The sequence below is a fragment of the Bacteroides sp. MSB163 genome (assembly GCF_036416795.1).
In the GTDB taxonomy this organism is placed as follows: domain Bacteria; phylum Bacteroidota; class Bacteroidia; order Bacteroidales; family Bacteroidaceae; genus Bacteroides; species Bacteroides maternus.
Window position 1 is genome coordinate 4,918,335 of the sequence record NZ_CP143867.1, and the last position, 14,001, is coordinate 4,932,335.

The following is a 14,001-nucleotide window of genomic DNA, read 5'->3' on the forward strand; positions in this document are numbered from 1 at the left end:
TTTATCAATCAATGAAGAAACAGAATTGGCTGTTCATCCTCATGGGAGGATGTGTAGCAATGAGTGCATCTGCACAAGAGACAAAACAGAGTCAAGATCTGAGTGTAGAACTTAATCCTGTTGTAGTAACAGGTACAGGTACGCATCACAGACTAAAAGACACCCCAACACCAGTAGAAGTAGTAACAGCGAACGACATTAAAAAGGCTGGAATTACAGATTTCCGTGAGGCGATGACTGCTTTGGTTCCATCGCTGTCTTTCTCTACCAACTCAATGGGAGACTACCTTATGCTAAACGGACTGTCGAACAAGTATGTACTTATACTTATTAATGGCAAAAAGCTAACGGGAGACAGCAGTAACAATATCGACCTGAACCGGATTGACATGAGTAACGTAAAACGTATTGAAGTCCTAAAGGGTGCCGGTTCCGCTCTTTATGGTAGTGATGCTATTGGTGGTGTAATCAATGTCATTACAAACCAACCGATAAATGACATAACAGTTACCAGTAATACAAAGGTAGAAGAGCGTGGGCAGTTCACCCAGACTGCCAACGTAGACATCAAAACAGAGAAGTTTGCTTCTTATACTTCTTATCAACGTCGTCAGGCCGATGGTTGGACCCTCACACGTGTAGATGCAAATGGCGATGCAAGAGATCAGCATGACGCCAACGCTTTCTATACGGACAACTATACACAAATGTTTCAATTCACACCGAATGACAAACTGTCAATGTATGTTGAAGGCAGTTATTATGACCGTACAGTTAAACGCCAGCCCGAATATCTGAAGTATAATCTGACCTACGATGCATACAGTTTAGGAGCAGGAGCTAAATACAATTTCAACAAACGTTCTTATATCCAGTTCGACCTTAAAAACGATAATTACGATACCAATTATCTATACACCAGTGATAATGGAGATTACAAAACGGGAGACGAAGTGCGTCAGAAACGGCAGCATTATTATAGCGGAAACCTGAAGTCATTATTCCGCTTTACGGAAAATACCCGTACCATATTCGGAGTGGAATATATACAGGAAACTCTGGATAGACCTTCATTCAACGTTGATGAGCGTGCATACACTTGGGCTGCTTATGCACAAGAAGAAATCACTTTATTCAAGAACTTACAGATACAAGCGGGATTGCGCTATGTATATCACGAAACAGCCAAGAGTAACGTTACACCCAAACTTGCCGTAATGTATCGTTTAGGCGATTTTACCATCCGCGGACAATATTCGGCAGGATTCCGTGCCCCCGGACTTGATGAGCTATACAAACACTCTTATTCTCAAAGAGGAAGCAGAGCAGGAACATTAAGTGCCGGAAACAAGAATCTAGATGCGGAGAAAAGCAACTATGGCTCCATCAATTTAGAGTTCAATAAGAAATGGTTAACAGTGGGAGTAACCGGATATATCAACGAGTTACGCGATATGATTGTAGCGCGTACCGTTAAACTATCCGAATTTTCAGAGGCTGAACAAGCTGCTTTCCAGGAAATCGCAAACGAGTTGCACGGTGGCAATGCCAAGCTGGGTAATATCCAGAACTACGTCAACAATGATAAAGCATTAGTCAAAGGATTTGAAATAAATCTGAATGCTAATCTGGGCTATGGTTTCTCTTTAGGCGGTAACTATACCTTTGCCGACGCCAGAACAAAAGACAGTGAAACCGGCTGGCACAAAATAGAGCGTAGTGTTCGTCACTCGGGTAATGTGAATGCAAACTATGCGCATGCCTGGAAGAACTATCGACTGAATGTCAATCTAAACGGTCGCGTACAAAGCAAACGCATTCATGAAACTTTAGAAAGTGATGAATGGATTGATGAATCCGCTCCCGGATTTGGTTTATGGAACATCAGCACAAGACACACTTTTGACGATTTAAAATACTTCACCATAGAACCAGGTATAGGAATCAACAACATTTTCGATTACAGTGACCACCGTCCGGATGCATCCCATCTGGCCTCTCTCACACCGGGACGCACATTCTATGTAAGTCTTTTATTACGTTTCAAAAAATAATCCCACAATATCATTTTATGAGATTACTTTCCCTGATTATACTATTAACAGTTTCCCTCCTCTGCCCTGCGCATGAGGGGGAAAACTTCGTCGCAAGCAATATGCTGGCAAGTATGAAACCAGGCGATAAAGCCGCCTTGCTGATGGTACATTTCGGTACTACACACGATGATACCCGTGCCCTGACTATTGACGCTATCAATGTGAAAGCCCACGAAGCATTCCCTGATCTGGAAATGCGTGAAGCTTTTACTTCCCGTATCATTATCCGTCGTCTTAAAGCACGTGGCATCGAGAAACTAACTCCGCTGGATGCTATGCTCTGTCTACGTAGTGAAGGTTATACACATGTTATTGTGCAAAGCTCGAACATCATTGACGGTGTAGACATGGAGTCACTTCGTCGCGATATGGAAAGTGTACGACCTTTCTTCAAGGAAATCCGTATTGGCACTCCCCTGCTCTACTCTACAGAAGATGCCGAAAAGGTGGTAGACATATTGGAAAACCGATTTGACGCGGCTGCACAAGGAAAGAAATCTTCCAATAAAAAGAGTACGGAACATTTTGTTCTTGTAGGTCACGGAACTTATACCCCCAGCACGGCAATCTATAGCCAGATGGACTATATGCTGAAAGCCAAAGGACTGGCGAATTTCCATGTAGGCACCATCGAAGGATATCCTTCATATGAAACGATGCTGGCACAGTTGAAAGCCGGAAAGACGAAGCAAGTAACTCTGGTTCCATTCATGTTTGTAGCCGGTTATCATGCTAAAAATGATATTGCCGGAGAATGGAAAGAAGCACTCGAAAAAGAAGGATACGCAGTAAATGTGCGTATAGAGGGTATGGGACAAATACCTGAAATACAAGAAATTTTCATTGATCATATCCGTTTCTCACTGAAGTACCGAATGCTGGATATTATGGATAAAAAGACAGCATACGCTGCCGGAAAAGACGAGTAATAATTACCTCATTTGTTGTACTAAATCCCGCATACGTTTTAGCTAAAGTTTAGCTATATGTATGCGGGATTTAGTACAACAAGACGTTTCATCAGCCGGAACAAAATGTCAGCTTACTATGAACAAGAAAAGAACAGGAATAATCTTTGGCTGCATAATCGCAGTAGTCATCGTTTACTTTGTAACCTACAATTATTGGTGGGCACTCACCCGCATCCTCATCATCAATCCCCTGCCCGCACAAGCGGCAGACATCGCACTGAATAATGATTGCAGCCATATCCGCGTGGATGGCTACACCATTCCAAGCAAAGGATGTAGCCCTTTTTACACCCTTTTATACCCAAAGTTTAGAGAATAGAATGTATCTTTGCATGATAGAAATAAAAGCGATATGAAACAGCCCCAAATAATAGTTGCCGGCATCGGACCAGGCAGTGAACAAGACATTACGCCTGCGGTTCTGGAGGCGGTTCGTGAAGCGGATGTAGTAGTGGGATATAAATATTATTTCCGTTTTATCCAGCCTTATCTCCACCCTGAAACAGAATGTATAGATACGGGTATGAAGCGGGAACGCACTCGTGCGGAACAGGCATTTGAATTGGCGGAACAGGGAAAAACGGTTTGCGTCATCAGTTCCGGCGATGCGGGGATTTATGGAATGACTCCGCTGATTTACGAGATGAAGCGGGAACGGAACAGCAACGTCGAAGTTATTGCCTTGCCGGGCATCAGTGCTTTTCAGAAAGCGGCTTCACTGTTGGGTGCTCCTGTGGGACATGATTTCTGTGTGATTTCCCTTTCCGACCTGATGACACCGTGGGAACGGATCGAGCGTCGCATCCGTGCGGCAGCCATGGCTGATTTCGTAACGGCTGTATATAATCCGAAAAGCGAAGGGCGGTATTGGCAACTCTATCGACTGAAAGAGCTGTTTCTCGCAGAAGGACGCGCTCCGGAAACTCCGGTAGGTTATGTACGCCAGGCCGGACGGGAAGAACAGGAAGTGCATCTGACGACACTCGCTGATTTCAATCCCGAAGAAGTGGATATGTTTACGGTCATCCTGATCGGTAACTCGCAGTCTTATGCGTGGAACGGCAAGTTCATTACTCCCCGGGGATACTATGCAATTGACAATTCACAATTGACAATTCACAATTCCTTGCGGCATGATAGCGCAGCCAATTGTCAATCGTCAACTGTCAATTGTCAATTGAAAAAGGGTCAGGACATTATGATACAAAGTTTCCGGACCATTGAGTCGGAACTAAAGAATAAGAATATTCCTCTGGATCATAAATGGGCTTTGCTGCACGCCATCCATACCACGGCTGATTTTGAAATGGAAAAGCTGCTGTATACGGATAAAGGTGCTGTGGAAAAACTTTATCAGAAAATAGCGGACGGTCGGTTGAAAACGATTGTTACGGATGTGACGATGGCTGCCAGTGGTATCCGCAAAGGAGCTTTACAACGGCTGGGGGTAGAAGTGAAATGTTATCTTTCCGATGAACGGGTAGCGACAATGGCAGCGGAAAAAGGGATCACCCGTACACAAGCCGGTATACGTCTGGCGGTGGAGGAACATCCGGATGCCTTGTTCGTATTCGGTAATGCGCCGACGGCTTTGATGGAACTTTGTGATCTGGTACGTAAAGGAAAGGCTGCACCAAGCGGTATTATTGCCGCGCCTGTGGGTTTTGTACATGTACAGGAATCCAAGCACATGGTGAAGCCGTTCATGGAAATACCCAAACTGATAGTGGAGGGACGAAAAGGAGGAAGTAATTTGGCTGCAACGCTGGTGAATGCAATCTTGTGCTACAATGATGCGGAACAGTTAAGGCCGGGACGGGATGTATAAATTCAACACTATGAAACGAAACTTTATCATCATAGGCATGGACGACAACCGAGAACTTTTCTTCCCGCCCGAAGTGCTGCGGCACATCCGGGAAGGAAAAGTTTTCTCCGGCGGCTTGCGGCATCGGGAGATTGTAGAGAAGTTACTTCCGGAAGGTGCGGAATGGATTTCTATAACAGTTCCACTGGATAACGTCTTTGCCCAATACGAAAACATTTTTGCAGACTTTGAGCAGAAGGCTTCCGATGCATCTATTGTCGTATTTGCATCCGGAGATCCCCTGTTTTTCGGCTTCGCCAATACGGTAAAACGAAAACTGCCCGATGCAAAGATACGCCTCTACCCGGCTTTCAATTCCCTGCAAACATTAGCGCACAGACTGGTGATGCCTTACGATGATATGCGTACCGTCTCTCTGACAGGACGCCCGTGGCAGGAACTGGACAAAGCACTCATAGAACATGCCCACAAAATAGGTGTACTGACAGATCGGGAGCATACCCCTGCCACTATCGCCGCGCGGATGTTGGAATATGGATATACCGATTACACGATGTACATCGGTGAGCACCTCGGCAATCCCGAACGCGAGCGCATTCGTCGGATGAGTCTTGAAGAAGCTGAAAAAGAGACATTTGAGCATCCAAATAACTTGCTGCTCTGCTACGATACCCGTAGACGGCCACATACGACACCCGTAGACGGTCATATACGGCACCCGTATACGGTAAGCTACGACACCCATAGCAAGGAAGCCCTCCTCCCTATAACTGAACAGCCCCGTTCCTTCGGTCTTCCTGACGAACAATTTGCTCATCTGGACGGACGTGCCCGCATGATTACCAAAGCTCCGATCCGCCTCCTTACCTTGCAGGCATTAGAACTGAATCGCCGCCGTGTCTTTTGGGACATAGGTTTCTGCACAGGCTCTGTCTCCATCGAAGCCCGCCTGCAATTCCCGCATCTTACGGTCGTTTCGTTCGAGATACGTCCCGAAGGAGAAGAACTTATGCGCGTCAACTCCCGCCGTTTCGGTGCACCGGGAATCACAGCCTTAATCGGAGATTTCCTGCAAACCGATCTGGAACCTCTCTCCCGCCCCGACGCCGTCTTTATCGGCGGGCACGGCGGAAAATTAAAAGATATACTGGTACGCCTGAAAGAAGTATTGCAGCCCGGCGGTTGTATCGTCTTCAACTCCGTATCCCCCAATAGCGGGGAATTGTTCCGCAAAGGGGCAGAAAACGCAGGAATGTCCCTGCAACCCTCCCTGCATATCACACTCAATGATTATAACCCGATAGAAATAATGAAAGTAACCTTATGAATAAAAATAACGAGAACCATCCTATGAAGGTAGCCATTATACTGATTTCCGAAAGCAGTCTGCCCATTGCGCGAACGCTGAGTAACGAATTTCCCGATTCCGAAATAATCACCACGACTCCTGCACCCGACTGCACATACGTTTCTTTTTACGAAGAATTTATGGCTCTGTCTTTCCATCGCTACGATGCCTTTATTTTCATAGGTGCCATGGGCATCTGCGTCCGCACCATCGCCCCGCATGTGAAAGATAAACATACAGATCCCGCCGTGATCTGTGTAGACAGCACCGGCCGCTATGCCGTTTCCGTCCTCTCGGGACACATCGGAAAGGCCAACGAAATGACGGAAAACATCGCCCACATTCTCGGCGCCGAACCTGTCATCACCACACAAAGCGACCGCACCGGACTCTGGGCACTGGACACCCTGGGTGATAAATTTGACTGGGCCGCCATTCCCGGTGAGACGGAATACGGCATGATGAATAACATCATCAGCCTTTTCGTGAAGAAAGTTCCCACCGCCCTCTTCCTCGAAGTGCGCGATCAGGGAACGGAATATCTGGAAAAGACCTGCCCACCACACGTGGATATACATTACGGCTTATTCCGGGATATAGACCTCAGCCGTTACCAGCTGGTTATACTCGTCACTCCTTTCCTGCACAATACGCATGACACCCCTGCGCTCTTTTATGTGCCCAAGGTATTGCATGTCGGCGTAGGTCTGGCACATCAGGCAGGTCCCGTGCATGACATCGTTGAAAACATCCTTGGTACGATGATTAACAGTACCTTCATGCCCCGTGCCGTAAAGTACATCGCTACCATTAACGAGAAATGCGACGAACCGGTCATTAAAGAACTGGAACGTGCCTATCAGATACGCTATTACAGTGCGGAAGAACTGAAAGAAATCTCCGTCCCCAACCCCAGTCCGGTAGTAGAGAAACACATGGGTACACCCAGCGTTTCCGAAGCCGCCGCTTTTCTTTCCGCCAACGGTGGTGAGCTGCTGCTGGACAAACAAAAAGGCGGAAACTACACCATGGCCATAGCCATCGAAAAGGGAGTACTCCGCTACCACGGACATATCGAAATCGTCGGCGCAGGTCCGGGTGATCCTGACCTTATCTCCGTGCGTGGAAGGCAAATGCTGGAGAAGGCAGATCTTATCCTCTACGCCGGCAGTCTCGTCCCCCGTGAACTTACATTCTGTGCCAAACCGGGTGCTACGATACGTAGTTCGGCTTCTATGGACTTGGAAGAACAGTTTGCACTGATGAAGAAATTCTATGATGCAGGCAAATTCATAGTTCGCCTGCATACGGGCGATCCCTGCATCTACGGCGCCATTCAGGAACAGATGAACTATTTCGACCAACATCACATGAGTTATCACATTATCCCGGGCATTTCTTCCTTCCAGGCTGCTGCCGCTGCGCTGAAGTCTCAATTTACCATTCCTGAGAAAGTGCAGAGCATCATCCTTACCCGCGGCGAAGGACGCACCCCCATGCCGGAACGCGAACAACTCCACCTGCTGGCACGCTCGCAAAGCACCATGTGTATCTTCCTCAGTGCCGGCATTGCCGAACAGGTGCAGGAAGAACTCTTACAGGAATATCCCAAAACCACTCCCGTTGCCGTTTGCTACCACCTCACCTGGAAGGACGAACGCATCTATCGCGGAGAGTTGAAGGACCTTGCAAAGATTGTGAAAGAGAACAACCTGACGCTCACCACCATGATTGTCGTAGGTGAAGCCATCGACAACCGCGAAGGCCTTTCCCGCCTCTACGCCCATGAGTTCAAACATCTCTTCCGCAGATAACTGATAATCGACAAACAACTAAAGACAATGATATTAATATTAGGTGGAACCACCGAAGGACGCATCGCCGCCCGTACCCTTGAAGAAGCCGGAAAACCATTCTACTACTCTACCAAAGGAGACGAGCAGGAAGTAACTATGCACCACGGTATCCGCCTGCAAGGTGCCATGGACGAACTGGACTTGGAGCGCTGTTGCCGGGAACATAACATTCAATTACTGGTAGACGCCGCCCACCCCTTTGCCATACAACTGCACCAGACCGTAGAGAAAGTAGCCCATACCCTGAATCTGCTTGTCATCCGATTCGAACGTATTTATCCGCCACGTGACGAAGAACACATCATCTGGTGCGAAGATTTTGAAGATGCCATCCGGCAAATCAGGAAAGAAGATATCTTCACCCTCCTCGCTCTGACAGGCGTACAAAGCATTGCCAAGCTAAAGCCTCTCTGGCAGGAAAGTGCCTGCTGCTACTTCCGTATCCTTAACCGTGAGAGCTCCCGCCGCCTGGCCGAACTCGAAGGCTTTCCCGAGAAATATCTGCATTACCACCATGCAGGCGAAGACGAACGCATCCTGTTACAGCGACTTCACCCCGAAGCCATATTGATAAAGGAAAGCGGACTTTCCGGAGGATTCAATGAAAAAGTGGAAGCGGCCCTTCAGGAAGGTATCCGCATTTTTGCAATCCGCCGTCCGCCAATGCCCGGAAGTTTTATGATAGTGAACGGTGAGCATGGCCTACGCCGGATGATTGAAAAGCATCTGCCTGATTTTTATCCTTTGCGTAGTGGTCTGACTACGGGTACTTGTGCAGCCGCGGCCGCTGTAGCTGCAACCTGGGATATTTTCAACATTCAACGCCAGCCCCGACCCGAAGAATTTCCTGTTATTCTCCCTAACGGAGAAACCATTTATGTTCCCGTCGAAGAGCAAGAACTCTACCCGCATACCAGCTGTGTGAACGATGACTGGATGCTGGAAGCAGATGCCACTGTCATCAAAGATGCAGGTGATGACCCCGATGTAACCAATGGCATGCAAATCAAGGCCAATGTTGCCGTACCTTTCCGCTTTGACGATCCAACACCCGCAGAACTTAGAGCTGATGATTATACCGTTATTGTCTGTGGAGGCGAAGGCGTAGGCATTGTCACCCTATCGGGTTTAGGGCTGGAAGTGGGAGGACCTGCCATCAACGTTACTCCCCGCAAAATGATTGAAAACAATGTAAAGGCATGCCTTCAACGACTTGGCATTTCCAAACAACCCAATCCTTTTGCCGTCACTATTTCCGTACCGGGTGGCGAAGAGATAGCCCGGCGGACTTTTAATCCCCGTTTGGGTATAGAGGGCGGTATTTCTATCATCGGAACTTCGGGCATTGTGAAGCCTTTCTCTTCCGAAGCATTTGTAGATTCCATCCGCAAATCCATGGAAGTAGGTCGGGCAACAGGAAGTCCGCGCATCGTCCTTAATTCGGGTGCAAAGAGTGAAAAGTATGTCCGGGGATACTATCCCGAACTGCCTGCACAGGCATTTATTCATTACGGAAACTTCATTGGAGATACGATAAAGATTGCCGCAGATTTGGAAATCAAAGCGGTGACTTTGGGTATCATGATAGGAAAAGCCGTGAAGCTGGCAGAAGGCAATCTGGATACGCACAGCAAACAGGTGACGATGAATAAAGACTTCCTTCTGGATCTGGCCTTCAATGCGGGTTGTGGAGATGAAGTACCTGCCATTATTAAAAAGATAACACTGGCGCGAGAGTTGTGGACATTGCTCCCGGCAGACGATCTGCAGGCATTTTGCACCCATTTGCTTGAGTTGTGCCACCAGCATTGCGACCCGCTTCTGCCCGATGGAGAACTGACGATTCTGCTCATTAGCGAAGAAGGGAGAATAATATGAAACACTCTCAAATAATCCTCGTCACTGGTGCTTCTTCCGGTTTTGGAAGAGTCATTGCTACGCAGTTGGCTGCACAAGGACATATCGTTTATGGCTCCAGTCGGAAAGCATTATCCGATAATCCCGGCTTCAAAATGTTGCAATTGGATATTACTGATCCTGTATCGGTATCCAGCGCCATATCTACAATTCTAGAAGAGCAAGGCAGCATCGATGTACTTGTCAACAATGCCGGGATGGGCATCAGCGGAGCTATCGAACTCACTACCGAGGAAGAGATACAGCGCCAGATGAATACGAATTTCACGGGTGCCGTCCGTATGTGTGCAGCAGTACTGCCTTTCATGCGCGAAGCCGGACACGGACGAATCATTAATATCGGTTCCATCGCAGGCGTCCTTGCCGTTCCCTTTCAGGCTTTCTACAGTGCATCAAAGTTTGCGATTGAAGGGTATAGTGAAGCGCTTTATCAAGAAGTTAAGCCACTGGGTATACAAGTTTGCGTAGTCGAACCGGGAGATTTCCAGACTGGTTTCACAGCGCAACGGCAAGTGAGCCAAACCACTCTCTCCCATCCGCAATACGAAGAGAGTTTTGCAAAAGCCATGCGAAATGTAGAGCAGTCTGAAAACAATGGTTGCCGACCGGAAAAGTTAGGCAAAGCAATCTGCAAACTGGTAAATAGCCGCCGCCCTGCTTTCCGCACAAAGGTCGGTCCATGGGAGCAAGTATTCTTTGCCCGCATCAAACCTATGCTGCCGTTTAGTCTGGTAGATTGGTTGATCAGGAAATTCTATTAGTTAGCTACAGAGCTACATGCTACAAGTGCCTTTCGGATATAGCGCAGCCACTCGTAGCTTGTAGCTCGTAGCTCGTAACTTATAATATTCCCCCAACAGGAATTGTATGTAATCATATAATTTATATCTTTGCGAGCAAATAAACATCACCCCCTTACAAGGTTCAAGTAATGAAACAGACTATTCTCTCTATTTTCTTTGCAATCATAGCATTGGGAGTAAATGCCCAATCCCCTATCTCCTTCCAAGTAAAAGCCGGAGTCGGTACCTCCAACTTCTATGGAGAAAATGTAGAAAGTGATACACGCATCGCCTACAAAATAGGTGTCGGCATGAACTATGAGCTCAACCGCACATGGGTGTTTCAACCATCACTGAACTTCGTATCAATAGGTGCCCGTGAAGAAGTGGAATACGTAGGCAAAGTGAATATGAACGAGTTGTATATCCAGCTCCCCATCATGATGGCCGCCCGCCTCAACCTTGGAAAGAATTACAGTGCTTCCTTGAGTGCCGGCCCGTATATTGCCTATGGCGTAGGCGGAAAGACATCCGGCGAGATGGAGGAATATGATTACAGTAGTGAATACAATCCTAACAGAAGCTACAGATTCCGTATAGATACTTTCGGTAACCGGATAGATGACAAAATGGGAAACAAACGCTTTGATGCCGGCCTTATGTTCAGGCTCAACATCGAATATTACAAATTCATATTCGGAGCAGAGCTTCAATTGGGAATGATCAAAGTAAACGACCAGCTGGATAATCTATTGCAATCATCCGGCATTGAGAAATTCTCTCCCAAGAATCTCGCTTCGTTCTTCACCGTAGGATACCGGTTCTGATTTACAACTGCTCCGCCTGCTTTCGTTTCATTTCATTCAGTACACTGCATGTCAACGGCATGGCAAGAATGAAAGTCAGAAGATCAGCAACGGCCTGGCACATTTCCACACCCTGTAAACCCAGATAATGAGGCAGGATAAAAATCAGCGGAATAAAGAACAATCCTTGGCGGGCAGAAGAAATAATGGTAGCCTTTACCGGCTTACGAATCGTCTGCAACATCATATTACTCATCACAATCCATGAACCCAACGGAAAAGTAATGAACTGCCAACGCAAGGCGGCAACACCTACTGCAATTACATTCGGGTCTCCCTTACGGAACAAAGAAACAATCTCTTCCGCAAATCCCATGCCTGCCAGCGCACACACCAGTAAGAAAATGAATCCCACCTTTACACAAAACCAGAATCCCTGACGAACACGCGCATACAATCCCGCACCGTAATTAAAACCGCATACCGGCTGGAAACCTTGTCCAAAACCTATCAGGAAAGCATTAATGAACATTGCGATACGGGTAACAATAGACATGCCTGCAATAGCTGCATCTCCATAAGCCCCGGCAGCCACATTCAGCAAAATAGTAGCTACACTCGCCAGCCCCTGACGGGCAAGCGAAGGGGTACCACCACCAATAATTTCCTTTATGAAAGCCAGTGAAGGTGTGAAGTTCCTGAAACGGACACGGATATTGCCACCCTTTCTACCCATATACAACAACAGTGAGAAACTACATATCTGACTGATAACCGTAGCCAACGCAGCACCCGATATCCCCATATCAAAAACAAATATCAGAATAGGATCAAGTATCACATTAATCACCGCACCCGATACGATTCCTACCATCGCATACGCTGCATTTCCCTGGAAACGAATCTGATTGTTCAGTACTAACGAGGCCGTCATGAAAGGGGCACCCAGCAATATGATGCCCAGATATTTCTCCGTATAAGGCAGGATAGTAGGTGTAGAACCCAATGCCAGCGACAACGGGGTAAGGGAGATAAGTCCCACTACTGCCAGAAATATACCCATAAACAACGCCCAGAAGAAACCGGTAGCCGCCATCTTCTCTGCATTCCCAGTCTCCTGCGCACCGAGTTTCCGCGAAATATAGTTTCCCGAACCGTGTCCGAAGAAAAAGCCCACCGCCTGAATTATGGACATGACCGAGAACACGATACCTACAGCCGCCGTCGACTGGGTATTGATCTTCCCCACAAAGTACGTATCCGCCATATTATAGAATGACGTAACCAACATACTGATAATCGTAGGTACAGCCAATGATACTATCAGACGGGGCACCGGGGTGGTAGTCAGATAGAGATAATTATCTTTTGTCGAATGTCTCATAGAATTTTCACAATCTCTGCAAGCAGTTCATCAATGGTTCGCACAGTCACCGCTTCACCGTTTACCGGATGCAGTACAAAAGTACCGTCCCCTTTCAAATCTCCCGTTTCAATATAAACGTCCGACTCCACGTTTCGGTTTGCCAGAATACCATTTCTTTGCAAAGCTTTCCGCACCATAGCGTATTTTTGTCCATGCCCTACGAGTCGGACTTGGGAAGTGTATTCATTATTTACGCGAAACAAGCCAGTCTCCAGATCAAACACAATTCCTTTACGGGCAAAAAAACTACTGAGAGTTCCATCCAGTGAAAGATCTTCGGGAGTTCCGATAGTCACTCCGTTCATCTTATCCATCAACCAGACTTTATCCGCAATCTGCAAGGCAAGTTCCAGGTCATGTGTAGACAGGAAAATAGTCTTATCCGTCTGCCGGCTCAGCTGATGGAGCAATTGCATCATTTCCACTTTACTCGGGAAATCAAGAAAGGCAGTGGGCTCATCCAGGAAAATCACCGGAGTTTCCTGTGCCAGTGCCTTGGCAATCATTACTTTTTGTCGTTCACCATCACTCAGTGTATGCACCATGCGATGTGCCAGGTGAGATATTCCGACCAGGTTGATAGCATGATCCACTACCTCTTTATCTTCTTTGGAGAGTGTTCCCCAGAAACCGGTATATGGACTGCGTCCCAGACCGATAAGTTCCACAGAAGTCATATTGCGGATGTCGCACTTTTCAGTCAGGACTACACTGATCACTTTTGAAAGCTGTTTGTCCGTATAAGAGCCAATCTCTTTTCCCTGTATACGTATTTCACCGGATAACTTCAGTTGAAATGCAGAAAGTGTACGCAACAATGTAGACTTCCCCACCCCGTTGGCACCCAGCAGACAAGTCAACTCCCCGCTATTGATTCCGGCACAAATATCGCTTGCCACGACTTTCACATCTCCTTTACCGGGATAGCCAATGGATAGTTTCTCAATATGTATAGTTTCCTGTTTCAAGAC

General features: G+C 47.2%; 11 protein-coding genes. 9 read left to right on the top strand and 2 right to left on the bottom strand.

Features of this window, described 5'->3' with window-relative positions:
- Positions 1 to 11 precede the first annotated feature (11 nt).
- The 9 genes from VYM24_RS19055 (at position 12) to VYM24_RS19095 (ending at position 11,625) form a co-directional block, all read left to right on the top strand.
- A complete protein-coding gene (locus tag VYM24_RS19055; protein ID WP_330940660.1) occupies positions 12 to 2,054 on the top strand; it encodes a TonB-dependent receptor plug domain-containing protein in 2,043 nt (680 codons plus the stop codon).
- Between the two features lie 17 nt (positions 2,055 to 2,071).
- The gene (locus VYM24_RS19060; protein ID WP_330940661.1) at positions 2,072 to 3,025 is read left to right on the top strand and encodes a sirohydrochlorin cobaltochelatase; all 954 of its coding nucleotides are present in this window, start codon (positions 2,072 to 2,074) and stop codon (positions 3,023 to 3,025) included.
- A gap of 118 nt (positions 3,026 to 3,143) precedes the next feature.
- Positions 3,144 to 3,386: a hypothetical protein gene (locus tag VYM24_RS19065; protein WP_330940662.1), complete on the top strand. Its 243-nt coding sequence runs from the start codon at positions 3,144 to 3,146 to the stop codon at positions 3,384 to 3,386.
- Between the two features lie 33 nt (positions 3,387 to 3,419).
- On the top strand, positions 3,420 to 4,895 hold the full coding sequence (cobJ, locus tag VYM24_RS19070; protein WP_330940663.1) for a precorrin-3B C(17)-methyltransferase: 1,476 nt from the start codon (positions 3,420 to 3,422) through the stop codon (positions 4,893 to 4,895).
- Positions 4,896 to 4,905: 10 nt separating this feature from the next.
- A complete protein-coding gene (gene cbiE / locus VYM24_RS19075; protein ID WP_291551568.1) occupies positions 4,906 to 6,222 on the top strand; it encodes a precorrin-6y C5,15-methyltransferase (decarboxylating) subunit CbiE in 1,317 nt (438 codons plus the stop codon).
- Positions 6,223 to 6,245: 23 nt separating this feature from the next.
- Positions 6,246 to 8,057, top strand: a complete 1,812-nt coding sequence (cobM, locus tag VYM24_RS19080) for a precorrin-4 C(11)-methyltransferase (RefSeq protein ID WP_291551608.1) — start codon at positions 6,246 to 6,248, stop codon at positions 8,055 to 8,057.
- Between the two features lie 27 nt (positions 8,058 to 8,084).
- The gene (cbiD, locus tag VYM24_RS19085; protein ID WP_291551566.1) at positions 8,085 to 9,977 is read left to right on the top strand and encodes a cobalt-precorrin-5B (C(1))-methyltransferase CbiD; all 1,893 of its coding nucleotides are present in this window, start codon (positions 8,085 to 8,087) and stop codon (positions 9,975 to 9,977) included.
- A complete protein-coding gene (gene kdsR, locus VYM24_RS19090; protein WP_291551563.1) occupies positions 9,974 to 10,777 on the top strand; it encodes a 3-ketodihydrosphingosine reductase in 804 nt (267 codons plus the stop codon). The genes cbiD and kdsR overlap by 4 nt, the downstream gene beginning before the upstream one ends.
- A 170-nt stretch (positions 10,778 to 10,947) precedes the next feature.
- Positions 10,948 to 11,625 carry a porin family protein gene (locus tag VYM24_RS19095; protein ID WP_299092789.1) on the top strand — a complete coding sequence of 226 codons (678 nt, stop codon included), beginning with the start codon at positions 10,948 to 10,950 and terminating at the stop codon, positions 11,623 to 11,625.
- A 1-nt stretch (position 11,626) separates the two neighbouring features.
- Here VYM24_RS19095 and VYM24_RS19100 read toward each other — a convergent pair whose 3' ends face one another.
- Both VYM24_RS19100 and VYM24_RS19105 read right to left on the bottom strand, forming a co-directional pair.
- The gene (locus VYM24_RS19100) at positions 11,627 to 12,988 is read right to left on the bottom strand and encodes an MATE family efflux transporter (protein WP_330940664.1); all 1,362 of its coding nucleotides are present in this window, start codon (positions 12,986 to 12,988) and stop codon (positions 11,627 to 11,629) included.
- Positions 12,985 to 13,998 carry an ABC transporter ATP-binding protein gene (locus tag VYM24_RS19105; RefSeq protein ID WP_291551554.1) on the bottom strand — a complete coding sequence of 338 codons (1,014 nt, stop codon included), beginning with the start codon at positions 13,996 to 13,998 and terminating at the stop codon, positions 12,985 to 12,987. Before VYM24_RS19105 ends, VYM24_RS19100 begins: the two co-directional genes overlap by 4 nt.
- Between the last annotated feature and the right edge of the window lie 3 nt (positions 13,999 to 14,001).